The organism is Nocardioides albus (assembly GCF_014648255.1).
GTDB classification, from domain to species: Bacteria; Actinomycetota; Actinomycetes; order Propionibacteriales; family Nocardioidaceae; genus Nocardioides; species Nocardioides albus.
This window is the reverse complement of record NZ_BMQT01000013.1, coordinates 117,081-142,130: the sequence shown is the minus strand read 5'-3', so window position 1 is coordinate 142,130 and position 25,050 is coordinate 117,081. Positions and strand designations below refer to the sequence as shown.

At 66.5% G+C, this 25,050-nt stretch carries 12 protein-coding genes; 8 read left to right on the top strand and 4 right to left on the bottom strand.

All coding sequences use genetic code 11. The features are described 5' to 3' along the window. Positions 1 to 74 precede the first annotated feature (74 nt). The 4 genes from IEY84_RS23790 (at position 75) to IEY84_RS23775 (ending at position 6,688) form a co-directional block, all read left to right on the top strand. Entirely contained in the window at positions 75 to 1,970 is a 1,896-nt protein-coding gene (locus tag IEY84_RS23790) for a helix-turn-helix transcriptional regulator (protein ID WP_183543132.1), read from the top strand. Then, positions 1,970 to 3,637, top strand: a complete 1,668-nt coding sequence (locus IEY84_RS23785; RefSeq protein WP_183543133.1) for a class I SAM-dependent DNA methyltransferase — start codon at positions 1,970 to 1,972, stop codon at positions 3,635 to 3,637. The genes IEY84_RS23790 and IEY84_RS23785 overlap by 1 nt, the downstream gene beginning before the upstream one ends. After that, on the top strand, positions 3,630 to 4,694 hold the full coding sequence (locus IEY84_RS23780; RefSeq protein ID WP_183543134.1) for a restriction endonuclease subunit S: 1,065 nt from the start codon (positions 3,630 to 3,632) through the stop codon (positions 4,692 to 4,694). Before IEY84_RS23785 ends, IEY84_RS23780 begins: the two co-directional genes overlap by 8 nt. Before the next feature lie 239 nt (positions 4,695 to 4,933). Beyond that, entirely contained in the window at positions 4,934 to 6,688 is a 1,755-nt protein-coding gene (locus IEY84_RS23775; RefSeq protein ID WP_221208554.1) for an ATP-binding protein, read from the top strand. 44 nt (positions 6,689 to 6,732) lie between these two features. Here IEY84_RS23775 and IEY84_RS26845 read toward each other — a convergent pair whose 3' ends face one another. Continuing rightward, on the bottom strand, positions 6,733 to 8,076 hold the full coding sequence (locus IEY84_RS26845; RefSeq protein WP_221208555.1) for a DUF2510 domain-containing protein: 1,344 nt from the start codon (positions 8,074 to 8,076) through the stop codon (positions 6,733 to 6,735). Positions 8,077 to 8,115: 39 nt separating this feature from the next. Then, positions 8,116 to 14,550 (bottom strand): anti-phage protein ProA, encoded by a 6,435-nt coding sequence (gene proA, locus IEY84_RS23765; RefSeq protein WP_183543136.1) that lies wholly within the window; start codon positions 14,548 to 14,550, stop codon positions 8,116 to 8,118. Between the two features lie 304 nt (positions 14,551 to 14,854). On the opposite strand from proA, the gene IEY84_RS23760 reads away from it, so the two are divergent. After that, positions 14,855 to 18,034 carry a type I restriction endonuclease subunit R gene (locus IEY84_RS23760; RefSeq protein ID WP_183543138.1) on the top strand — a complete coding sequence of 1,060 codons (3,180 nt, stop codon included), beginning with the start codon at positions 14,855 to 14,857 and terminating at the stop codon, positions 18,032 to 18,034. Positions 18,035 to 18,158: 124 nt separating this feature from the next. After that, positions 18,159 to 19,616, top strand: coding sequence for an alkaline phosphatase PhoX (locus IEY84_RS23755; RefSeq protein WP_183543140.1), 1,458 nt, complete (start codon positions 18,159 to 18,161; stop codon positions 19,614 to 19,616). Between the two features lie 56 nt (positions 19,617 to 19,672). Here IEY84_RS23755 and IEY84_RS23750 read toward each other — a convergent pair whose 3' ends face one another. Continuing rightward, positions 19,673 to 20,782 carry a ScyD/ScyE family protein gene (locus IEY84_RS23750; RefSeq protein ID WP_183543142.1) on the bottom strand — a complete coding sequence of 370 codons (1,110 nt, stop codon included), beginning with the start codon at positions 20,780 to 20,782 and terminating at the stop codon, positions 19,673 to 19,675. Positions 20,783 to 21,037: 255 nt separating this feature from the next. Here IEY84_RS23750 and IEY84_RS23745 point away from each other — a divergent pair, with 255 nt between their 5' ends. Beyond that, positions 21,038 to 22,489, top strand: a complete 1,452-nt coding sequence (locus IEY84_RS23745) for an MFS transporter (RefSeq protein WP_183543144.1) — start codon at positions 21,038 to 21,040, stop codon at positions 22,487 to 22,489. A 100-nt stretch (positions 22,490 to 22,589) separates the two neighbouring features. Here the strand turns inward: IEY84_RS23745 and trpS are convergent, their stop codons facing one another. Then, positions 22,590 to 23,543, bottom strand: a complete 954-nt coding sequence (gene trpS / locus IEY84_RS23740; RefSeq protein ID WP_183543146.1) for a tryptophan--tRNA ligase — start codon at positions 23,541 to 23,543, stop codon at positions 22,590 to 22,592. A gap of 185 nt (positions 23,544 to 23,728) precedes the next feature. Between trpS and IEY84_RS23735 the strand changes: the two genes are divergently transcribed. After that, entirely contained in the window at positions 23,729 to 24,946 is a 1,218-nt protein-coding gene (locus IEY84_RS23735; RefSeq protein WP_183543148.1) for an acetoin utilization protein AcuC, read from the top strand. Positions 24,947 to 25,050: the final 104 nt, after the last annotated feature.

Genomic DNA, 25,050 nt, shown 5'->3' with positions numbered 1-25,050 from the left:
CGATTCGCCCGCCGTGATCGAGCGCTTGACCTAGTGTGAGGCGAACATTCGGACGAGCTGGGAAGGAGCCCGACGTGGAGCCGGTAGCCCCGACGCTGACCATGCAGGACGTTGCCGACCTGGCGCACGTGAGCCGCCCGGCCGTGTCGATGTGGCGCCGCCGCCCCAACGTACGCGGGCGGGTGATCCCGTTTCCGGAGCCGGTCGACGTCGTTGCCGGCATCGAGCGGTTCGACCGCGACGAGATCGTCGCGTGGCTGGCGGAGACCGGTCGCGGGAACAACCCCGACCATGCGTACGACGCCCCCACTCTTGCGGCGCCGCTAGGTGTCGATCCGGAGACCGTGGTGACCTTGCTGTGCCTGCGCGCCCTCGGGGTAGACGAGCTGGGGCCGCTCACGCCCGCGGGCGTCGCCGCGGCTGCGGCACAGCACGATCCGAAGGACGCGCTGGTGCGGCGCGAGCTGACCGGCGCAGAGGTCGACGCGGCGACGTTGCGCTATGTCGACGATCTGGTCGAGGGGTCCTACGGCCTGGCCGACGCGCTGACCCGGGTCGGGTCCGGCAGGTTGCGCCGTGAGGCTTCGGAGCAGGGCCTGGCCGACGGGTTGCTGAGGCTGCTCCGCACGGTCGTCGAGACTGCCCGGCTCCACCTCGGTGAAGATGTCGCGCTGGACCCGGGTGGTGACGCTCAGGTGGCTGCCGCGCTTGGTGACGGGTTCATCGGCCTTCAGGTCGGCGAGGGCGAGGTCGCCCGACGGCTGCGCCGGCGTGCACTTGTCGCGGGAGTCGACGTCATCGAGCAGGCCACCAGCTGCGTACGTGTGGTGTCGATGCTCGGGCTCGCGGATCTCGAGGCACTGGAGGCGGTCGACGAGGTGACCCTCGAGCTCGGTCCCTTGGACGCGGCTGTCGTCATCGGCCCCTCGACACTCCTCTGCGACCGGCTCAGCGGCGACCTGGACGCGCAGCGCGCCCAGACCCTGCGTTCCGGAAACCTGGGGTTCGCGGCGCGGCTGCCACGAGGCATGCGCAAGGACGCCGCGCGACAGGGGCTGGGACTCTGGGTCCTGTCCGGCCCGGTCCACACGGATCGGGTCCGCGCGGCCGACCTGACCGGGGCCGACCTCGATCTCGCCGACCTGGCGTCGGACCTCAGCGGCGCCCTGGCTCAGACCGATGACCGTGCGTTCCGTTATGCGCTCGCCGTCGACCTGGCGCCGGTCCGGGCCGGCAAGGCGTCGTTGGTGCCGCGCGGTGCCGTGGCGCCACGCCTGGGCACATCGCATCAGCGCGACCACCTGGACCGGGTCCACGCGGCGACCCTGACGACGAGCGCACCGCTGACGGGTTTCGACGTCGACGTCGACCGGGCGCCGGGGTCGGTCGTGCTCCGCCAGCGTTCGCTTGCCGAGCTCTGCGACGCTGGGCAGCTCAAACGCATCCGCGGCGCTCGGATCGACCTCGATCACGCCGACCCGGGCGGGACCGTCCCGGTCCTCGCCGCAGACGGGTCGACCGACGGCGTACGCCTCGATCCGTTCGACGCCGAGCGGCACTACTCTCATGCCGTGAGAACCGAGCCCGGGGATGTCGTCTTCAGCGACAAAGGCACCCCGGCGGCAGTCGTGGACGAGACGGGCGGTGCGATCGTGAGGTCGCCGTCGCGGATCCTGCGGCCGAAGGCGGGTGCGCCGGTCGGCCCCTACGCGCTGGCTGCGATCATCAACCGGCAGCCCGGCGGCGAGTGGGAGACCTGGACCGTCCCGGTCCTGACTGCCGACGCCGCAGACGCGCTCGACCGCACCCTGGCCGGCATCGACGGCCACATCGACGAGCTGCGTCGGCGCCTGGCCGCAGCCCACGAGCTCCAGAACGCACTCATCGACGGAGTGGCCGCAGGCACGGTCGCCCTCGACACCGACCACCAGTCCGACAGCACGCAGAGGACCCAGAGGAGAGCAGGCTGATGCCACCACGCAAGAAGAAGGACCCGTCGACACCGTCGACGATGGACGAGCTCAAGGACATGCTCTGGAAGGCTGCCGACAAGCTCCGCGGCTCGCTCTCGGCGGGGCAGTACAAGGACATCATCCTCGGCTTGGTCTTCCTGAAGTATGTCTCCGACGCCTATGAGGAGCGTCGCGAGACGATCCGTACGGACCTGCTCGCGGACGGCTACGACGAGGACCAGATCGCCGACCTGATCGACGACGCCGAGGAGTACCAGGGCTACGGCGTCTTCCTGGTCCCGGCCCAGGCCCGCTGGCAGCACCTGGCCGAGAACGCCAAGGGCAAGCCCGCCATCGGCGACGAGCCCGGCCGCACCATCGGCTCGCTCGTCGACGAGGCCATGGACGCGATCATGAACGCCAACGAGTCCCTGCGTGGCACGCTGCCGCGGCTCTACAACAAGGGCAACATCGACCAGCGCCGCCTCGGCGAGCTGATCGACCTGTTCAACTCGATGCGCTTCTCCCGCCAGGGATCCCACCGCGCGAGGGATCTCATGGGGGAGGTCTACGAATACTTCCTCGCCAAGTTCGCCGCCGCCGAAGGCAAGCGTGGCGGCGAGTTCTTCACACCCCCATCGGTCGTACGCACCATCGTCGAGGTCCTCGAGCCGACCTCCGGTCGCGTCTACGACCCGTGCTGCGGCTCGGGTGGCATGTTCGTCCAGGCCGAGAAGTTCATCGAGACCCACGATGGCGACCCGACCGCGATCTCGGTCTACGGTCAGGAGGCCAACGAGGAGACCTGGCGCCTGGCGAAGATGAACCTCGCCATCCACGGCATCAACAACGCCGGCCTTGGTCCCCGCTGGGGCGACACCTTCGCCCGTGACATGCACTCCGATGTCCAGGTCGACTTCGTGATGGCCAATCCGCCGTTCAACATCAAGTCCTGGACCCGCAACATCGAGGACCCCCGCTGGCGCTACGGCGTTCCTCCCGCCAACAACGCCAACTACGCCTGGATCCAGCACATCCTCTCCAAACTGGCTCCGAACGGTAAGGCCGGCGTCGTCATGGCCAACGGCTCTATGTCGTCCAACTCCAACGGCGAAGGCGACATCCGCGCCCAGATCGTCGAGGCCGACCTCGTGTCGTGCATGGTGGCATTGCCCACCCAGCTCTTCCGCTCCACCGGCATCCCCGTCTGCATCTGGTTCTTCGCCAAGAACAAGGGCTCCCGCGCCGGCGAAGTCCTCTTCATCGACGCCCGCAACCTCGGCTACATGGTCGACCGCGCCGAGCGCGCCCTGAGCGATGAAGACATCCAGAAGATCGGCGCCACCTACCACGCCTGGCTCCATGGGCCGGACCGTGACGCAGCCGAGCCTTCGCCGTCGTCGGTCGAGCCCGCGAGCGAAGCGAGTGGTGTCGAGACCAACACAGTCGCTTCGGCGTACGAAGACATCCCTGGCTTCTGCAAGTCAGCCACGTTGGCCGACATCAAAGCCGCCGACTACGCCCTCACCCCCGGCCGCTACGTAGGCGCCCCCGAAGCCGAAGACGACGGCGAACCACTCGACGCCAAGATCACCCGCCTCACCACCGAACTCCTGGAGGCGTTCGACGAGTCCGCCCGCCTCGAGAAGGTCGTACGCCAGCAGTTGGAGCGCCTCGATGGGTGAGTGGATGCCGAAGTCGCTCGCCGACGTCATCGAGTTGCGCCGTGGCTTCGACTTGCCGCACCGCGAGCGCGAGGACGGACCATTCCCAGTTCTTTCAGCGGGAGTCACCGCTGGTTGGCACAGTGAAGGGCCCGTTAAAGGGCCAGGCTTCGTTGTGGGTCGCGCAACGAACCTGGGAGTGCCGACGTGGAGTGAGGGTGACTTCTGGCCGCTGAACACAACGCTCTATGCCGCGGACTTCAAGGGCAATGACCCGAAGTTCCTGTACCACCTGTTCGAGTTCATAGACCTCTCTGGGTTTGACTCGGGCAGTGTCCAGCCAATGCTGAATAGGAACTACATCGCCGGAGTAGAGGTCCGCGTTCCAGACCTGGCTACGCAGCGCTCCATCGCCGAGGTCCTAGGCGCCCTCGACGACAAGATCGCAGCCAACGACCGCGCCATTGCGTCGGCAAGCAGATTGGCCGACGCGATCATCTCTAGCGCGATGGCTACGGCATCCAAAGTGGTCCTCGTGGACGAGATCGCGGAGTTCCACAACCGACGACGCGTTCCGCTTTCTTCGAGGGATCGGGGGGCACGCCGAGGAACCGTTCCGTATTACGGTGCCGCGAGTCGGATGGACTACGTCGACGAACCTATCTTCGATGAGTGCCTTGTGCTGGTGGGCGAGGACGGGTCAGTCGTGCGCGACGACGGCACGCCGGTCGTCCAGTACATCTGGGGCCCTGCATGGGTGAACAACCATGCCCACGTCCTGACCGGTCGAGGCGTATCGACTGAGCTTCTCCGCCACATCGTTAGGCGGGCGAACGTCTCCCACCTGGTCACCGGCGCCGTACAACCCAAGATCAGCATGAGCAATCTGAAGAGACTTGAGGTTGAATTGCCCTTGCAACACGAGGATGTCGACAGCCAGATCCAGGAGCTTGCGGCCATCGAACGTGCCCTGACCGATGAATCGGCTCGGCTCGCCGCAACCCGCGACGAACTCCTCCCCCTCCTGATGTCCGGAAAGCTTCGGGTGACCGATGTCGGCGCGGGAGTACCAGCCTGACCTCGGGGCGGGCCGGCACTTCCGCACATTTGCGCGGAAGTGACGACCCCACAGCCGTCCGACGGCGCCATTTCCCCGCACATGTGCGATTCAAGGTGCCGAAGGGCGGTGGGATGCAGGCTCGTCGCACGGCTGCTCCTTCGCAACGGGGTGCGGGGTGACGAGCGTGTCGCCAGCTACTCGTGAACAAGTGTGACAAAGTCTGAGCAAGTGTGAGGAAGTATGACAAAGTAGTTGGGATGAGGATGGAGACCAGGGCGCTCGTTGAGCAGATGCGTCGCATCGACGCAGAGATGTCCGGCGTGGAGGTCAAGGCCGCGGTCGGAGGGCTTCCGACCACGACGGTCGAGACGATCAGCGCCTTCGCCAACCTCGACGGCGGCACGATCATCCTGGGTCTCAGCGAAGACGACGGGTTCGTTCCCGCCGCTGGCTTCGACGCCACGCGCATTCGCGATGCGCTCGCGAACGCCTGCGCCAACCTCGTCGAGCCACCGTGTCGGGCTCAGGTCGAGATCGAGGAGTTCGAGAACGCTGCGGTCGTCCGTCTCGACGTGCCCGAGCTCGATCCGGTCGAGAAACCCTGCTACCTGAAGAAGCCGGGCGCCTACGGGGGCTCGTTCATTCGCGGCGGCGACGGCGACCGGTTGCTGACCCACTACGAGGTCACGCAGCTTCTCTCCAACCGGACGCAGCCGACGCACGATCAAGAGGTCGTCGAGCGAGCGTCGGCCACGGATCTCGATACGGAGTTGGTCGCGGCCTACCTGGCGCGCGTGCGCCGGCGCTCTCCGCGTCTGCGCCGGGACGAGGACGAGCAGCTTCTGATCAAGCTCGGAGTGCTCGCACCCGACGCCGAAGGTGTGGTCAGGCCGACCCTCGCGGGCCTGCTTGCCCTTGGCGCTTACCCCCAGCAGTTCTTCCCGCAGCTTTTCGTGTCTTTCGTGGCTCTGCCAGGACTCAAGATGGGGGAGACCGACCCTGACGGGCGACGGTTCCTCGACAACGCCTCACTGACCGGGCCGCTCCCGGTGATTGTCGCTGACGTGATTGCGATGGCGATCCGTAACATGCGTGTCGGTGCGATCATCGCCGGTTTGGGCCGGCGGGATGTCTACGACTATCCGATCGACGTCATCCGCGAGATCGTCGTGAATGCACTGATGCACCGCGACTACAGCCCAGATGCACGCGGGAGCCAGGTCCAGATCGAGCTCTATCCGGATCGGCTGGAAGTGAAGAGTCCCGGAGGTCTGTACGGGACCATCACAGTGGCCGACCTGGCTGCCGACGATCACCACTCGACGTCTCGAAACCAGACCCTGGCTGCGATCTTGGCCGATGTCGAGGTCGAAGGCCAACCAGGTGAAGCGCTCTGCGAGAACCGCGGGTCCGGGCTCCACACGGTGATGACCGAGCTTCGGCGTGCCGGGATGAGTCCACCTGCGTTCGTTGTTCGTCCGGGCCGCGTAACGGTCCGGGTGCCGCAGCATGCACTGTTGGGGCCCGAGACGATCGAGTGGATCAGCTCGCTCGGGCAACGCGGTCTAACCGATGCCCAACACCTGGCTCTCGCCATGATGCGTACGACCGGTCGGACGACCAACGCGATGCTCCAGGCCTGGGGCATCGATCGCATCGCCGCTGGTCAGGCGTTGAAAGATCTCGTCGACCGAGGGGTTGCGTTCAGTCGTGGAGGTCGGCGCTACGCGGCGTACCACCTCATCGAAGAAGCCCTTCCGCTGGAGATCGTTGACGCCGAGCCAGACGACGCAGATGTGACGACTCAAGGGTTTGCTGGTGTCACCGCCGACCTCGATGCGGTCGTTCAAGCGATCCGGGCGGGCCACAACAGCAGAAAGGCGATCCAGGATCAGCTCCGCATGTCGCAGAGCACCGTTTCGAGGCGACTGAAGCAGCTGGAAGATGACGGAATCATCAGAAGGCTGCACCCCGGGCGGAGCAGTCGCCAGCGGTATCGGGTGGTCGAATAATCGGATGGCCAGTGGTGACAGGCGAGCGGGATAGATCGCCGGGATCACGACGAACTGACGTGTGACGTCCAGGCAGTCCCATCCCAGTAGCGAGATGCAGCGACCCCCTCAGGATCGGCATACCAGCCAGCGGGGACGTGGAGCGGCGGGACTGTGGTTACAGGATCGGCAGGATGGCTTGGGGACGGCCCTGTCCCGGCGTTGACCGCGTAGATGTGGTCCTGCAACCAGGCGTCGCTGAGCTCGCTGGCTCTGGCCGCGGATATCGAGATCTCGGCCTTCACCCGGTTGCCTTTGACCATCGCCCGGACGACACACCCGAGACCTCTGTCGTCGAGCAGGTCGATCACAGGGAGGAAGTTCTGGCCCATGGCCGGGGTCATGCGACCGACAGCGGCGCCGTCGATCCGGACCTCCACCAGCTCCTTCGTCGAGCGGGCCGTCACCTCTTCGACGCGGTGAAGAGTCGCGTGAACCCAGCCCTCGCCTTCGGGGCGAAGCCATGGTGCGCATGCCTCCTGAGCGCGTGGTCCGGGTGCGATCTTCACTGCGCGCCCAGTCGGCAGCTCGACACCGCTGGGTGCCGTGTTCAGGGGGAGGATGAGATGGGGCTCGGCGAGCTTCAGCGACACCCTGGCGTGGATATGGCCGGTCCGTCGCCCACTCTCCCAGTCGATCTCCGGACGCGCCCAGACGCGTGATCCGACGGTTGCGAGCAACCCCTGGTTCGCGAGCCTGCCCAGCCGAGGTTGATATGTCGCGGCCTCCTCCTTGGGGAGATAGCCGACGAGGTTCCCGCTGATGACCACCTGGACTGCGTTGGCGTCGTAGCGGTTGGTCGGCTCAGGAACGAGATCTGCCTCGAACGTGTCCTCGACGCCCTCCTCGGGAAGTCCATGTGGGAACAGCATCGCGATCTCGGCGGAGTGATGCCCCTCGCCGGCGACCTCGAAGCCGGCGTAGGACGGCTGACCCCAGAGCGCAAATCTCACCAGACCCGTTGTTCCCGAGCCGGCACGGGCACCGCGAGCTACGACAGCGGGCGCTGACGGATCCGCGCTGGAAGCACGGTTCTTCTCCACGACCGTTGCCAGCCAGTCGTGAAGACTTTGGAACATGGCGGCGTCCTTCTTCAGGAACATCACTGAGTCCGCACTGTCGATCGCCGGACGCTGCGAGGCTGCTGCTCCGTCGGTGCCGATCGTGAGGATGCCGTTGGTCAGGGCCGAGGCCGGCTTGAGGTTGACGCCGCTCAGAGCCGCCAGGTTGATGCGGCGTGGACTGTTCATCTGCATCCCGCCGGCCTTCGCAACGAATCCATGGTGGGTGATGACCATCTGATCGCCTTCGATCGCGATCGTCCCGTTGTGGCCGCGATACTCGACCATCTGCTACTCCCTTGATGTGCTCATGTTGTCGTGACCAACTCACGACGCGTTGTTGGCGCGCGTGGTCAGCGCGACGATGTGGTCGCCGTCGCGGCCCAGGTCTCCGGACTTGACCGCTGCGGTCAGAACCCCCAGCAGACGTTCGGCAACTTTGCTGCCGAGCTGCTGGATACCGAAGGTGCGAGCGGTGGCGCGCATCAGGTCCACGTCCCGCATGCCGTGTGCTGCACGAGCGTGAGCGATCATGGCGTTGCGCAACTCCTGGTAAGGAACGTCCTCGACGGATCGGCGGCCAGCTGTGGGCACCCGAAACGCCGTGTAATCGTTCTCGTCCAGATCCGATGGCCAGGCGACCTTGTCGCCGTTGGCAGCTCGCCGGATCATCCCTCGGGGGACCAGCGCGAGGATCTCATCGGCTCGGGTTTGGCGCACTCGCTCCAGGCCGAACCTGGCGGCAAGGACGCGGGCCAGCCGGTCGGCCAGGATCGGGCCCTCGGTGCGTACGATGTCCTGGATCTCGTGAGTGACGGTCCGCTTGTTGTCGGCGTACTCGAGGTGGTCCAACGCCCACCTCGGATGGCGAGCCTTGCCGTCCGCGGCCTCGAAGGGACCATCACTCTTCACCGTCGAGAAGAGCTGCACCTCCGGGACGTCGTCAACGCCGCGGATCAGCACCGGTGAGTCATCGTCGACGACCTCCGGAGGCTCCAGAACGACGACCGCGCGTGGCTCGGAGGTCCGAGCGGTGGCGACGATCCGTTCGACCACCGACTGCGGGTCACGCAGCCAGGTCGGAAGCCACACGCGCTCGACCCCCGACCACGACATCGCGTCGATCAGCACCTCGTGCGGCATCCCGTCGCGGTCACCCACCGTCGCCCGGTTGCGCCATCCCGGGCCGTCCAGGAGCACGGCTACCCAAGGCCTGGCGCCGGAGCGTACGCCGAGATCCACCGTGAAGTCGGAGAGTCCCACGGACTTCCGCGTCTCCAGCCCGGCCTCCTCGAGAGCTGCAGCGACGGCGTCGAGGTGCAGATCGACGGGTGGTCGCCGGTCCAGTCCCGCTGCCTCGGCACCGTCTCGTGCCTGGATCAGATAGCTCCTCAGATGCTGCAAGCCCTTCGAAGTGGTGCTGGCATCGAGCTGGTCGGCCTCGAAGGACGAGAAGAGGACGACCCGTTCCTTGGCGCGGGTGATCGCGACGTTGAGACGCTTCTCGCCGCCTTCGCGACTCAACGGTCCCCAGTTGTTGGTGACCTTGCCGGTCTTGTCGCTCACTCCAAACGCGAGGGTGAACAAGATGATGTCGCGCTCGTCGCCCTGGACGTTCTCGAGGTTCTTGACGACCAGCGGCTCGTCATCGCGTGCGAAGGCGTCCCTGATCCCTCGGTCGCCGTCGGCCGCAAGAGCCTCGAGCATGTCCAGGATCAGAGTCTGCTGCTGGTTGTTGAAGGTGATGACGCCCACGGACTTCTCGGGGGTACGTGCGAGGACAGTGCGGACCTCACGAACGACCGCCTCGGCCTCAGCCCGATTGACCCGAGCTCCCCGGCTACCGCCTTCCCAGGTGCCGTTGACACGGCGAAGCGACAGCCCTGTCGAGTCGCCCGAATCTGGTGGCGACGGGAAGCTTGCGAGCTGGTTCTTGTAGTAGTGAGCGTTGGAGAACGCGATCAGCGCCTCGTTCCGGCTGCGGTAGTGCCAGGTCAGCGGCAGGCTGGGTAGGCGTGATTGCGTGGCCTGTTCGAGGATGCTGACCTCGTCCTTGAGCGCGAAGATCTCCTCGCTCGGGGCGTCGGACGTGCCCTCGTCGTCGTTGGGTCCGCTGGACTGGAATGCGGAAGACGGCGGCATCTGCTGGGAGTCACCGACCACGACGACGGCCTTGCCGCGACCCATCGCGCCGACAGCGTCGGGCACTCGGATCTGAGATGCCTCGTCGAAGACGACGAGGTCGAAGTCGACGGCGCCCGGTTCGAGGAAGCGCGCAACGGATCCAGGGCTCATCATCACGCACGGGGTGAGCTCCGTGATGATCGAGCCGAAGTTGCGCATCAAGGCCCGTGTGGTCATCCCGCCACGCTTGCGGCCGAGTTGGCCGAGGAAGTCGGCAACCCGGCCCTGCGGTCGTCGAGGGTCGAAGCTACGAGCTGCGACGATCCTTGCCGGAAGCTCGCTGCGTAGCCGTTCGCGAAGGTCGACGCCGGTGGTCAGGAATCGCTCGACCTGGTGGGAACGGGCCTCCTCGTCGAAGAACCGAAGGCCGCTGCCGTCGAGCCGCTCGTCCAGGGATGCTCGAGCGAACGAGAGCATCGCCGCGTACTCGATGTCCTGGCCGGGGATCTCGCCTCGGAGCGCAGCTTCGGCGAGCCCGCCCATGCCGGCCTCTGCGAGCGTGCCAGCGGCGATCGACGCGGCAGTCCAACGAGCGAGAGCCAGGAAGTCGTCCTCCAGATCTTTCTCCCACGCCCGTCGAACGCGTGCCAGAGACTCGCTCAAAGAGTGGTCTTGCTGCCACTGGGTGATCGTCGAGTCCGTTGTCCTGAGCGCCGTGAAGACCTGAGTCCATGCGCGTGCCAGACGTCGAGCGACTTCGGGGTCGACCGGCAGACCGCGCGCGGCGGCCTCGATCATCGTCGACGTGGTGGCGTCGAGGAGAGCCTCGTTGTCGATGTTGTCGGCGAGCGCTGACGCCGCGAAGACGGCATCGACCTGGCGACGTACGACTTCGACCCCGTCGTCTTGGAGCGGATTCCATCGAAACGGGAGCTCGACGCCTGCAAGTCCGCTTACGAAGCGGGTGAGGTCCGCGGCTTCTTCCCGGACAGTCAGCAGCGTTCGAAGCTGCGCGGTGAGGGTCTTCGGATTGACGTTCGCGGCGGGCGAGAGCGTAGGAGAAAGTTCGTCGATCAGCGCCTGCCGTGGCTTCTTCTTGAAGAGCTTTCCGTCGACTTCGACCGATCGTGCGACCAGGCCGTCCAGATCCATCTCGATGACAGCTGGGGCGAAAGGACCGAGGCGCACCAGGTGAGTCGTGCGGAATCGGTCGATCGCGCTTGCCGTCTCTTGGACGCGCTGTCTCCACGCGGCGGTGACCACTGAGCGAGCCTCGGCAGTCGAACGACCTGACCCCAAGGTGACCGTCTGCAACCAGTCGGCGATCCGCTCGAAATCAGAGGGACGCATGGCGAGGTCGAGCAGCACTCGCCCGTGGTCGCCGTGCGCCGCTCGGTCTGCTGCTAGTAGCTCGGTGATCGCATGCCGCAGCGTCGGTGTGGTCTCGGCGCGAACAGAGATCTGTCCGGACAGCGTCCACGGGGAATCCAGAGGTGCACCAGGATGGGACATCACAGCTGCCTCGAGATCGCGCGCACGGCGGTAGAGATCCGGTTCGTTACCCTCACGGATCACGCGTCGGCCGACCTCGGGGAGCGCAGACAGTGGCCGCAGCGATGGCGTACCCCTCTTCTCCAGTTCGAGGAGTGCCTGGCGGACTCCCCAGGCGGACTCGCCTGTCGGTCCGGCTTCGTGGAGCTGGTCCGGATACTTGGAGAGCGACTCGACCACGGACCGGTAGGACTCTCGGAGGGTGGTGAACGACGCGCTGGTGCTCGTCCGGGTCTCGAGGGCCTCAGTGAGCTGGCGGCGTACGGCGGCTGCGGTCTGCTTCCGGCCGTGCAGGTCGAGGGTGAACGGGCCCAACCCGACGGCGTCGAGCCGTCGTTGCACAACGTCGAGCGCCGCTTGCTTCTCTGCGACGAAGAGGACCTTCTTACCCTCAGCGAGACAGTTGGCGATGAGGTTCGTGATCGTCTGGGACTTCCCGGTTCCCGGAGGGCCCTCGAGGACGAATGACTTTCCGGCGGCTGCCCATCGCACCGCCTTGAGCTGGGACCCATCTGCAGCGATCGGCAGGTATGTCATCGCCTCTGCGGTTGGCTCGTCGTCCGGGTCCTGAGTGTCGTCATCGAAGACTGACTGTGGTCGTTCGACGAGGTGCCTGACGACAGGACGCTCGACCAGCTTTCGCCAGTTGTCGGTGAGGTCTCGCCACATCTCCAAGGTAGCGAACTGGAAGACGCCGAGGTGTGCGTCCTCCTCCACATGGACTCCTTTGATGCCGTTCTTGTTGAGTGCGCTGCGGATCGCTTGCATCGAGGCGATCACGTCGATGCCGGAGTCATCCCGGTCAGGTGCGATCAGCTCCGGTACCTCGACGCCGAACTGAGAACGCAGCTTCTCAGCGAGGCACTGGTTGGGCATTGCCGTGCTATCGGCGTCCTCTACGACGATCTGGAAGCTGGTGTCCCGCTTACCTTCCAGCTTGACCGGCAGCAGGAAGATCGGTGCGGCTGTCTCGGTCGCCTTTGCTCCGAAGCGGGACGGGCCGGCGGTGGCTTCGGGTGAGAATACGACGGACCCGAGTGTCAGGTAGAGGTTGTTGGTACCTGTTTCCTCGAGTTCGGTGCGGGCTCGTCTCTGCAACCGCACCAGACGGTTCACATGCTCCTTGTCGCTCATTGTGATGAAGAGGGTGCGCTCATCGAGCATGAGGCGGCCCGCCACGTCAGCGTCGATGTCCTGAGCGAATCGCGCTCCCTGAAGCAGATGCAGCTCACTGAGGTCGTTGTGTGCCTGAAGCCGGAACGCGGTGCCCGCAGCGAGCCGGTCCTCGAAGTCGCCGATCCGACCTCTGGGCACGTGGATGCCGGCGCCCCCGGTGCGCCGGGGGCTGAGGTTGAGGAGAGGGTTCATGTTCGACAGGTCCAGCAACGATCGACGCCACTGGTCTACCCGTGGCGGGAACTCAGATGCGGGCATCTGGCTGAGTTCTTTGGGGACCCGCAGCTCATGGGTCGCCTCGATGGTCTCGACGACCTCGATCGTCCCGCCCTCTCCCGGGACGAGCACCGGGAGCGGCTTGACTCGCCGATGCGCGGCCTTGACGTCGAGCATCCAACGCAGATCCTCAGTGCGCCGGCTCCACCACAGCGATGTCTGTGCTGATGCGGTTGGGAACGGCACCGGCTCGGCCCGATCAGTGAGCGCGGTCAGTTCGACCGAGACGAAGTCGGCTGAGTCAGCGACCATCAGCAGGGTCGATCGCTCGGAGAGCGCGGTCGCCGGCAAGAGGTGGTTCTCCTGGGTCAGCCACCCGGCGAAGGCGTGACCGGTCGTCAGCACAAGCACTGGCGAGATTCCAGCTGCTTCAAGCGCTGCGGCGAAGGTGGTAGCGAGGTCCAGGCACGTGCCCCAGCGGTCCTCGAGCACCTCCTTGTGCGTACGGATCTTCTGTCCGGTCCCCTCGAACGACGCAGGCGGTTCGATGTATCGGATGCGCCGTGCCTGCATCGTCTCGTAGATGGCCTGGACGATGGCGTATGCACGGTCTGGGCCCCTCTGGTAACCGTCGATGTCTGGGCTGCCTGTGGTTGTCGCGAGACGCGTGCTCACCTCTTCGAGCAGAGCAGTGATCGAGGGGTCGCGTGGGCGAGCGAAGGCCGCGAGCGTCTCCGGAACGGAGGTGGCATCCCACTCATCGGCGGCAAGCAGGGTCACTGGTTCTGACGCTTCCGCGTCATGCGCATCGAGGCGGAGCCGCAGTCCTGCTGTCACCGCCTCTTGGAGATGTGCGAAGAGGGCCGGACTGAGGAACCAACGCAGCCGTTCGCTCGGAACCGACACTGACTGCCCAGGGCCGAGGGGCATGGTGTCCAGGACGAGCGGTCGAACATCGTCAGCAGAAGGCCATCCGTGGACGCCGATCTCGAGAGGGCCGGGATCGGTTTGCGCAGTCCCGACGTTGCGGATCTCGACGCCAAGGATGACCGGGATCTGATTGATGACCATGGCGTAGTTGAACGACGCCCGATAGGACAGCCGCACCTCGAGATCACCGATTGCCACCGCAATCTGAGCTACCCCGTCCGGAAGGCTGTCCTTCGGCAGTGCCCGAACAGCGCCACCCGACCGGGCGCGGTCACGGTCGGCTGGAGCATTCGGCGCACCTGTGTCGTACGTCGACTGGATCCGCTCGTCGGCCTTGGGGTCTTGGGCAGACGTGGTTGCGAGCAGCTCTTGGAACTGGGGTGTGTACCCCGAAGCCCCGATCGATTCGGCCAACAAGATCATCGTGTCGATGCCGCGGTCGGTGACGTGCGCGGTCATCTCGGGGCTGTGCGCCCAGCGGTTGGCAGTGTCATGGAGCTCGGAGGCATAACCGGTCTGGACTCGAGACAGGCTCGGCCTGAATCCGCGCCACTCGTCGCGCAGGACACGGAGCAACACCCGCGGATCGTCGGGGTCGATCTTGTAGGCGCGTCCGAGCCGGGCTTCGGTTCGTGCCGCGATCAGGTCGGGCCAGGTCGTGCCTGGTGGAAGATCGCGGCCGAGGTTCGCGTCGACGAAAGGGCGAAGGGCGTCGCGCAACAGGGCGAGTCCGCGGCCGAAACGCTCGTGGTCAGTGAGGTGCATGTTCATCCAGATCTACATCGAGTGCCAGGCGTACACCTGGCTGTTTGCTGCCCCTGGAGATTCGCCCAGGTGCTCGAGATTTGGTCTTGGTCCGGTAGCGCGACCCCAAGATTTGGTAGATATCCGCAAAGTTGAGGCTTGCGGGGGCAAGCTGTGGGTCGGTGGCCACAGGATCGTTGCGTCAATGTCGCGCAGGCACCTGGCGAGGTGGTGATAACCCCTGTTAACACCTGGTTCAGCCCACAGGCGGCCCTGGGCGGCGTACGTTTCCAGTCGAAAGCAAAGGTCTACGACAGGACGGGCGATGGTCAGCGAAGCGGAGTGGGAGCAGATCGCGGTCGAGGCGTTCTCCGATCAGGGGTGGGAGGCGCTTCGCGGATCGGAGGTGCTCCCGGGCACCCACGACGGGCGCAAGGAGTGGTCCGACCTGGTGATGCCCGAGCGGACGCTGGCGGCCATGAAGCGGCTCAACCCCGCGGTGCCGGCTGACTTCCTGGCCCAGGCGCTCGCCGAGATCGTTGCGCCGAAGTCGCAGGATGCGATCGCGGAGAACTACCGGCTGCACCGGATCCTCGTCGATGGCTACCGCGGACTGACGTACGTCGATGACGACGGGGTCGAGCAGAGCCCGACGATCCGGCTGGTGGGTCACCGGGTGACCGACAACGAGTTCAACGTCGTCAACCAGGTCACCATCCGCAACCGGGAGAAGGAGCGGCGGTTCGACTTCGTGCTCTATCTCAACGGCCTGCCCGTCGGGATAGGGGAGCTCAAGCGCGCGGGTTCGCAGCAGGCGGATCTGTCCAGCGCGCACGCGCAGCTGGAGACGTACCTTCGTGAGTTCCCGATGGCCTTCCGGTTCTGCGTGCTCGCGATCGTCAGCGACGGGATCACGGCGCGGTATGGCACACCGTTCACACCGCTGAACCACTACTCGCCGTGGAACGTCGACGACGACGGCCGGCCGATCAAGCCTGGAGCCGACGACGACGATCTCTCGATCGGGGTCGAGCTCGAATACCTGATCGATGGCGTCGGCAACCTCGAGCGATTCCTCCAGCTCCAGCGTGACTATGTCGCCTTCGACGAGGGCGCTGGTGGCTATGCCAAGAGGATCGCCAAGCCGCACCAGTACTTCGCGGTGACCAAGGCGGTCGGATCGACCGTCGCGGCTGTGGAGAGCAACGGCAAGGCCGGTGTGGTGTGGCACACCCAGGGTTCGGGCAAGTCGATGGAGATGGAGCTCTATGCCCACGCCGTCTCCCAGCAGCCCAAGCTGAAGAACCCGACGATCGTGGTCGTCACCGACCGCAACGAGCTCGACAGCCAGTTGTTCGAGAGCTTCAACAGCAGCCGCCTCCTGAGCGAAAGGCCGGTCAAGGTTGCCACTCGTGCTCAGTTGCGGGACGAGCTCACCCACCGGATGACCGGTGGCATCTACTTCACGACGCTGCAGAAGTTCGGCCTCTCACAACGGGAGAAGGAGTCGGGGCTCGACCACCCGTTGCTGTCCGAGCGACGCAACATCGTCGTCGTGGTCGACGAGGCCCACCGGAGCCATTACGACGACCTCGACGGGTATGCGCGTCACATCCGGGACGCGCTTCCGCAAGCTGCGTTCATCGCCTTCACCGGGACCCCGATCTCCTTCGACGACCGCAACACCGAGGAGGTCTTCGGTCGAGTCATCGACACCTATGACCTGACGCGGGCGGTCGACGACGGCGCGACGGTTCCGGTCTACTTCGAGCCACGCCTGATCCAGGTGAAGCGGGCCGGTGAGGTCAGCGAGGAGGACCTCAACAACGCCGCCGACGAGGCCACCGCCGGCCTCGACGACGTCGAGCGTGACCGGATCGAGAAGTCGGTCGCGGTCATCAATGCGGTCTATGGAGCTCCCGCCCGGCTCAAGGCGCTCGCTGTCGATCTGCTGGCTCACTGGGAGGCACGATCGACCGCGATCACGCCCTTCATCGAGTCGCCCGGCAAGGCGTTCGTCGTCGGTGGGACCCGGGAGATCTGCGCCCACCTCTATGAGGAGATCATCGCGCTGCGCCCCGACTGGCACGCAGACTCCGAAGCCGAGGGAGTGGTGAAGGTCGTCTACTCCGGATCGGCCTCGGACAGCGGCCTGGTCGGCAAGCACGTTCGCCGGGAGGCGCAGAACAAGGTCATCCAGAAGCGTCTCAAGGACGCTGAGGACCCGCTGCAGATCGTGATCGTCAAGGACATGATGCTGACCGGCTTCGACGCGCCCCCGCTGCACACGCTCTACCTCGACCGGCCACTCAAAGGCGCCCTGCTGATGCAGACGCTCGCCCGGGTCAACCGGACTTTCCGTGGTAAGCCGGACGGGCTCCTGGTCGCGTACGCACCCCTTGCCGACAACCTCAGCAAGGCTCTTGCGGAATACACCGAGACCGACCAGAAGGAGCGCCCTGTCGGGCGAGACGTCGATGAGGCTGCCAAACTCGCCAACGACCTGGTCGAGAGGCTCGACGCGCTCTGCGCAGGGTTCAACTGGCGTTCCAAGCTCGATGGCCAGCAGCGGGCGTGGGTGAAGGCTGCGGTCGGGCTGACGAACTACCTGCGCTCACCTGCGACGCCAGGCAATGTCGTAGGTGACGGGGAAGAGACCCTGTCCGACAGCTTCCGCAAACTGGCCAACCAGCTGTCCCGGGCATGGGCTCTGGCTGCCGGCAAGGAGACGCTGGAGGGACTACGCCAGACGGTCAGGTTCTACGAAGAGGTCCGCGTCTGGATGGGGAAGTTCGACGCCCAGGAACGACAGGCGTCGGGTCGCCCGGTGCCTGAGGAGATCCAGCGTCTGCTGTCGTCCCTCGTGGAAACCTCGACGGTGACCGGTGAGATCGTCGACATCTACGACGCCGCTGGGCTTCCCAAGCCGTCGCTCAGCGAGCTCGGGCCGGAGTATCTGGCCAAGGCGCAGAAGGCGGAGAACCCTCACCTGGCGATCGAAGCACTACGAGGCCTGCTCACCGAGGAGTCGAGCCAGGTGACCCGGTCCAACCTGGTCCGCCAGCGAGCTTTCGCCGAGCGGATCCAGGAGCTGATGAACCGCTACACCAACTCCCAGCTCACCTCGGCCGAAGTCATCGCCGAGCTGATCGAGCTCGCCCACGAGGTCGCTGCGGAGGCCAACCGTGGCCAGCACTTCTCCCCGCCGCTGGACTCCGACGAGCTCGCCTTCTACGACGCCGTCTCGAGCAACGAGTCGGCTGTGGAGCTCCAGGGCGAGGACGTACTTGCCCAGATCGCCCGCGACCTCGTCGCGATCATGCAGCGCGACGTCAAGACCGACTGGACGGTCCGGGACGACGTACGAGCGAAGCTGCGGTCCTCCATCAAGCGGCTACTGGTGAAGTACAAGTACCCGCCCGACAAGCAGGCCGGCGCCATTCAGTTGGTCATGGACCAGATGGAGTCGCTGGCACCGCGATATGCCGAGGTGTCCGGGGCGTAGGGGCGTACGTTTCACGCTGCTGTCGCCTGAGGTTCACCGCAGGCGGACGCGCGGGTGTTGCGGAGTGGCTTGGATGGAGGGCCTGTCTCGGGATCCCCTACCAAGCTCCGAGGAGTACCCACCCATGTCCGCAACTCGACGCTCTCTGCTCACCGGCGGAGCCGCGGCCGGGGTCGGCCTGGCCGTCGCCGGTGCCGTTCCCGCGCTGGCCGAGGCGAAGCCCGCCAAGCCCGGCACCCTCGGGCGCAAGCGCGCCCGCGAGCCGTTCCCGCCGCTGGTGGAGGACCCCAAGGGGATCCTCGCGCTGGCCGAGGGATTCACGTACGCCATCGTCACCTCGGCCGGTGAGACGACCCTCGTGACGGGGGAGAAGACCCCGTCCAACCACGACGGGATGATGGCTCTCGGCGGCAAGCGCGGGCGCTACACGCTGATCCAGAACCACGAGATCGAGCCCGGCGAGGGCATCCCGGTTCCGCTCGTGGAGGGCACGGTCTACGACCCGGGCGCACCCTCGGGCGGCTGCACCGTCATCACCACCGACGCGGGCGGCGCCAACTTCGGTGAGTTCGTCGCGATCTCCGGCACCTCGACCAACTGCGCCGGCGGCCCGACGCCGTGGGGGACCTGGCTGACCTGCGAGGAGACCGTCAACGACGCCGGCGAGGAGTGGGAGGGCGAGGACGGGACCAAGGGCGTCTACGAGAAGGACCACGGCTACGTCTTCGAGGTCTGGGCCGACGGCTCGGCCGACCCGCGTCCGATCAAGGCGTTCGGGCGCTACGACCACGAGGCGCTCGCGATCGACAAGACGTTGACCCAGGTCTACCTGTCCGAGGATGCCGACGAGCCGAACGGGCTCTTCTACCGCTGGACCGCCCCGACCGGGATGAAGCTCGGTCCTGGCGTGCTCACGTCGCTGGCTGACGACGCCGGCACCCTTGCTGCGATGCAGATCATCCTGCCGGACGGGTCGGTGCTTCCCGACGTGGCCTACCTGACCTCCGCGCAGATGGGTCAGCCGTTCAAGGTGAAGTGGACGACGGTTCCCGAGCGGGATGCGCAGACCACTCCGTGCCGCGAGCAGTTCGCCGACGGCGAGGTCACTCGCGGTCGCAAGTTCGAGGGTGTCTGGGGAACCGACGAGGGCGTCTACGTGGTCAACTCCTACGCCTGGGAGGAAGGCGACATGCCCGCCGACGCGTCCCCGCACGACGGCATGGTCTGGTTCTACGACTACAAGGCCGAGACGATCCAGCTGGTGACGTACTTCCCGCACCAGGCGCAGTCCGAGGACGGTGCCCCGGCTCCGCGCTTCGGTGACCTCACCTTCGACGGCCCTGACAACGTCACCGTCACCCCGTGGGGCTCGTTGGTGCTCGCCGAGGACGGGACCGGCGCCTCGCACGTGCTCGGCGCGTTCCCTGGCGGCCCGTCCTATGCGATCGCCCGCAACGACCTCAACGACTCCGAGTTCTGCGGCCCTTGCTTCTCGCCTGACGGCAAGGTGCTCTTCGTCAACATGCAGGACCCCGGCTACACCCTGGCCATCACGGGCCCGTGGGAGCGCTACCTCGGCTGAGGATCAAGACCCAGACGTACGCGGCGGGCGGCTCGGGCCGCCCGCCGCGTACGTCATCACCCGAGGTTGATCAGCTCACCCGCCGGCGCCGAGCTGCCGTCGGTGCCGGAGAGGACATCGGTCGTGACGACGACGCCCCACCTGGTCCACTCGACGGCGCCAGGAGTCGGCGGTGACGCCTTCGTCCAACGGTGGCCGTGGCGTACGGCGGTGATCTTGTTCCCGAACATCTCGGCCACATAGATCGTGCCGTGCGGGCTGACCGCCACGCCGGTGGCACCGAGGAAGCCGTCGGCGACCTGCTTCGTGTACCCCGTCCTGGCGTCGATCTTGAAGACGCTGCCGCGAGACCCGAGCTCAGGGCCCTCCGGCCCGCCCGGCAGGCTGGATACGTAGAGCCGCCCGTCAGGACCGGTCTCGACATCGGTGGGCACGCCCTCGAAGAAGTACGTCCGGCCGACGAAGCACGGGTCGAGCCCGAACCCCTCGACGACCTCGGCGGTGAACTTGTACGGGATCCCCGGCAGGGTCGCGACGGTCCTCACGTGACCCCGCGAGGAGACTGACAGGACGGTGTTACCGCCCGCGTCGGCGACGTACGTGGTCCCTTTCTTGATGGCGGTCGCGTAGGGGTGGGAGTCGATCCCGCCCTTGTAGGCCGCAGGTGCGCCGATCTCGGCCGGCCACTTCGCGTCACACGCGGGGTCGCTCTTGCGGAACCCGTAGGACGTACGCCTGTCGGGGTTGCGCTTCGTCTCGTAGGCGTGCAGGTCGGCGACCGTCCTGACCTTGCCGGAGGGGTAGAGCCGCTTGAGCCAGCTACCCGTGTTCTCGAACGTCTCGCGGTCGGAGCGGGTGACGACGAAGGTCACCACGCCACCGTGCACGGACAGCCCGCCGACCTCGTAGCCGTTGGGGTCGGTGTAGACGACCTTCGGCGACTTACCCGGCCGGACCTCGAGGATCTGGCCGGCGAAGTTCGAGGAGACGTACGCGGTCCCGTCATCGCCCACCGCCGCGCTGAGCGGGGAGAGCAGGCCGGATGCGAGTACGCCGGTGGGCAGCCGAGGCTTGGAATGGGCCTGTGCTGCCGGGGTGGTGGCGATCAGCGCTGCACCGAGTATCAGTGCGGCAGCCGCCGTCAGACACCTTGGAAGTCTGGACATGATGTGTCCCCCTTGTTGTCTGTGCTGACCGGCGACCGCGTCGTCGCAGGTCGTTGTTCAGTCTCATTGCCTCCGTTGAGGTTCGAATCGCCTTGTTTGGGTAACGCAGGTTCGCCGCGGAGGCGGTGAGGTCGTGAGGCCTGTGAGGACGTGAGCGGAAGTTGACGGGCAGGCATGCGAGGGCTGGCGGCCGTTGAAACGTGGCCTGGCGATGGTGGGTGTCATCCCGCCGACTGCCGTAGTAGAGGAGCCCCCATGAGCCGCCGCCACTGGATCGACGACTGGCGTCCGGAGGACGCCACCTTCTGGGAGGAGACCGGGGCGAAGACCGCCCGCCGCAACCTGATCTGGTCGATCTTCGCCGAGCACCTCGGCTTCTCGGTCTGGCTGATCTGGTCGGTCTCCTCGGCGTTCCTGGTCGCCCAGGGCTTCGACTTCACGCCGGGCCAGCTCTTCTTCCTGATCGCGATCCCGAACCTGGTCGGCTCGCTGCTGCGGGTGCCCTACACCCTGGCGGTGCCGAAGTTCGGCGGCCGCAACTGGACGATGATGTCGGCGGCGCTGCTGCTCGTGCCGACACTGGGCTTCGCGTACGCCGTCACCCAGCCGTCCACTCCGTACTGGGCGTTCTGTGTCATCGCCGCCACCGCCGGGCTCGGTGGCGGAAACTTCGCCTCCTCGATGGCCAACATCAACTTCTTCTACCCCACGGCCAAGAAGGGGACGGCGCTCGGGCTCAACGCCGCGGGCGGCAACCTGGGTGTCGCGCTGATCCAGTTCCTGCTGCCGATCATCGTCGGCGGCGCGGGAATCTTCGGGCTGATCAAGGCCTCGGCCGGAGGCATCCATCTGGAGCGGGCCGCGTTCGTGTACGCGGCACTGGCGGTCATCGCGATCGTCGCGGCCTTCTTCTTCATGGACAACATCACCTCCGCGAAGTCGCCGGCGCGCGAGCAGCTCTCGGTGGTGAGATCGCGCCAGACCTGGATCATGTCGTTCCTCTACATCGGCACCTTCGGATCCTTCATCGGATACTCCGCCGCCATGCCGCTGCTGATCAAGCTCAACTTCTGGGTGCCGGAGCCGGAGCCGCTCGGCACCGGCATCTACTTCGCCTACTTCGCCTTCCTCGGCGCGCTGATCGGCTCCGCCACCCGGCCGCTCGGTGGTTGGCTCGCCGACCGCTGGGGCGGCGCGAAGGTCACGCTCGGCGCGTTCTTCGGCCTGGTCGTCTTCACCCTCGCGGTGCTGTGGACCCTGACGCAGCTCACCCCGAACCCTCAGGCATCGCCCGCGATCGCGGCCGAGAACCAGGCATGGTTCCCGGCCTTCCTGGGCTTCTTCATGCTGGTCTTCGCCTCGACGGGCATCGGCAACGGCTCGACCTACAAGATGATCCCGGCGATCTTCCGGCGTGAGGCCGAGCTCGCCACGACACCTGCGACCCCCGAGCGGGACGCCGCCCTGGCCGCGGCGACCAAGAAGTCCTCTGCCGCGGTCGGCATCATCGGCGCCGTCGGCGCGCTCGGCGGATTCCTCATCCCGATCGCCTTCAACAGCCCCTGGGTCTCCAACCCCCTCGACGCCACCAAGTCGGCGTTCATCGCCTTCACGGTCTTCTACGCCGTCTGCGCCCTGGTCACCTTCGCCGTCTACCTGCGTCCGCAGCGTGCGCGGGTGGGGGAGCTGGCGGAGGTGCGCATCTGAGCGTCGCGGCCCCTGTAACACGTCGTTCGTAGTACTACTCGCCCTATCTGAACGGGCGAGAAGTACTACGAACAGCGTGTTACAGCGGGCGCGGCCGCCCTCAGGCCAGGCCGATCGCCGCCTCCGCAGCAGCCAGGACCGGGGCGGTCACCTCGCGACACCTGGCGGCTCCGGCGGCGTACACCTCCGTCACGTACGTCCGGTCGGCAGCGAGCTCGCGGTAGCGTTTCTGGATCGGCTCGAGCTCGGCGACGACGGCATCGGTGACCGCCGACTTCAGGGCGCCATAACCCGACAGCCCGGTAGCGGACCCACCGCAGGCCTCGAGGATGTCGATCAGGTTGGTGACCCCGGGGCGCTCCGGATCCCGGGAGACGTCTCCGGCCGAGTCGGTGACGGCGCGAGCGACCTTGCGGCGTACGACGTCGGGGTCGTCGAGCAGGAAGATCGAGCCCGGATGCGCGTCGCCGGCCGACTTCGACATCTTGCGGGTCGGGTCGGCCAGGTCCATCACCCGCGCCCCCGCCGATGGATGCACCGCCTGCGGGACCGAGAAGACCCGGCCGTACGTCGTGTTGAACCGGATCGCGATGTCCCGGGCGAGCTCGACGTGCTGGCGCTGGTCGTCGCCGACCGGCACCTCAGAAGCGCCGTAGAGCAGGATGTCGGCCGCCATCAGCACCGGATAGGTGAACAGCGAGGCGCGCACTGACGCCCCCACGCGGCGCGACTTCTCCTTGAACTGGATCATCCGCCCCAGCTCGCCGGTATGTGCGACGCACTCGAGCAGATAGCTGAGCGAGCGGTGCGCGGGGACGTGGGACTGGATGAACAACGCGGCCGGTTCGAGCCCGGACGCCATCAGCAGGAGGGCCATCTCCTCCGTCCGTGTACGCAGCACCGCCGGTTCGTGCGGCATCGTCAGCGCATGCAGGTCGGAGAGCCCGTAGAACGCGTCTGCGTCGGCCGAGGCCGCCATGGGACGCAGCGCGCCGAGGTGGTTGCCGAGGGTGAGTCGGCCGGAGGGGGTGATGAGGGAGAGTCGCCTGGTCATGGTGGACCTTTCGGGTGGTGAGGCCCACGGGTCAGCGACGATCACAATCAGAAAGGCCGCCCGCGGGCGGCCTGATGTGAGTGCTCAACAATCGGGTGGACCGCCTAGGAGGCGGACCACCACTGGGTCGAACGAATGCTGAACACCCCACCAGTGTCGCACACCTCACGGATACCGTGTGGCCCATGACGACTCCGCCGCTCGCCGGGCCGACCACCGGGCCGACCACCTGTCAGGGGCACTCGACGGTCGTCTTCGATGACAGCCTGGCCGACTACGACTTCGGTCCGACCCATCCGATGGCGCCGATCCGGGTGGACCTGACGATGCGCCTGGCCGGCGAGCTCGGTGTCCTCGACCGGCTGAAGGTCGTCGAGGCACCGATGGGGACCCCGGAGCAGCTGCTCACGATCCATGACGAGAGCTACATCGAGGCGGTTATCCGGGCCGGCAAGAGCGGCGACGCCGACCTCTCCCACGGCCTCGGCACCGAGGACGACCCGGTCTTTCCACACATCCACGACGCCAGCGCCCACATCGTCGGCGCGAGCATCGAGGCCTGCCGACAGGTCTACTCCGGCGAGAGTCTGCACAGTGCCAACATCATGGGCGGGCTGCACCATGCCATGCGCGGCCGCGCGGCCGGGTTCTGCATCTACAACGATGTCGCCGCCGGCATCCAGTGGCTCCTCGACCAGGGCGTGCAGAAGGTCGCCTACGTCGATGTGGACGTGCATCACGGCGACGGCGTCGAGCGGGCCTTCTGGAACGACCCGCGGGTGCTGACGATCTCGCTCCACGAGACCGGGCAGCTGCTCTTTCCGGGGACGGGCTTCGCCGAGGAGGTCGGCGGGCCGGACGCGGAGGGGAGCGCGGTCAACGTCGCGCTGCCGCCGGGCACCGCCGACCATGGCTGGCTGCGTGCCTTCCACGCGATCGTGCCCGACCTGGTCCGCGAGTTCCAGCCGGAGATCCTGGTCACCCAGCAGGGCTGCGACTCGCACACCGACGACCCCCTCGCCGACCTGGCTCTCAGCGTGGACGGGCAGCGAGCGGCGTACGTTGCCCTCCACGAGCTCGCGCACGAGGTGTGTGCCGGCAAGTGGGTCGCGTTCGGCGGCGGCGGTTATGCCGTGGTCGACGTGGTGCCACGCGCGTGGACCCATCTTCTTGCGCTAGTGTCGGGGAATCCCTTGGAGCCGACGCTCGACGTGCCAGGTGGCTGGCGCGAGCACGTGCAGACGCGCCTCGGGAGGGTCGCACCGTTGCGCATGACGGACGGGCGTGAACCGGCCTACCGCGACTGGGGCGGCGGATATGACCCTGGTACGTGGCTGGACCGGCAGGTCCACGCGACTCGCACAGCGGTGTTTCCGTTGCATGGGCTCGACCCGCTGCCGTAGCTCGATCACTAGTTTCGTGACGGTCTAGAAACCCCTGAGTCGTCGCGCCCAAAAGCAACTCGACACGCCGGTAGTATGTGAGATTCGTAGGGGTGTCCCCTTCC

Coding starts and splice junctions, on each gene's coding strand:
- IEY84_RS26845 (WP_221208555.1), bottom strand. CDS start 8,076: ATGGTCGAGTATCGCGGCCACAACGGGACGATCGCGATCGAAGGCGAT.
- IEY84_RS23750 (WP_183543142.1), bottom strand. CDS start 20,782: ATGTCCAGACTTCCAAGGTGTCTGACGGCGGCTGCCGCACTGATACTC.
- trpS (WP_183543146.1), bottom strand. CDS start 23,543: ATGACCAGGCGACTCTCCCTCATCACCCCCTCCGGCCGACTCACCCTC.
- proA (WP_183543136.1), bottom strand. CDS start 14,550: ATGCACCTCACTGACCACGAGCGTTTCGGCCGCGGACTCGCCCTGTTG.
- IEY84_RS23760 (WP_183543138.1), top strand. CDS start 14,855: ATGGTCAGCGAAGCGGAGTGGGAGCAGATCGCGGTCGAGGCGTTCTCC.
- IEY84_RS23775 (WP_221208554.1), top strand. CDS start 4,934: ATGAGGATGGAGACCAGGGCGCTCGTTGAGCAGATGCGTCGCATCGAC.
- IEY84_RS23785 (WP_183543133.1), top strand. CDS start 1,970: ATGCCACCACGCAAGAAGAAGGACCCGTCGACACCGTCGACGATGGAC.
- IEY84_RS23735 (WP_183543148.1), top strand. CDS start 23,729: ATGACGACTCCGCCGCTCGCCGGGCCGACCACCGGGCCGACCACCTGT.
- IEY84_RS23745 (WP_183543144.1), top strand. CDS start 21,038: ATGAGCCGCCGCCACTGGATCGACGACTGGCGTCCGGAGGACGCCACC.
- IEY84_RS23755 (WP_183543140.1), top strand. CDS start 18,159: ATGTCCGCAACTCGACGCTCTCTGCTCACCGGCGGAGCCGCGGCCGGG.
- IEY84_RS23780 (WP_183543134.1), top strand. CDS start 3,630: ATGGGTGAGTGGATGCCGAAGTCGCTCGCCGACGTCATCGAGTTGCGC.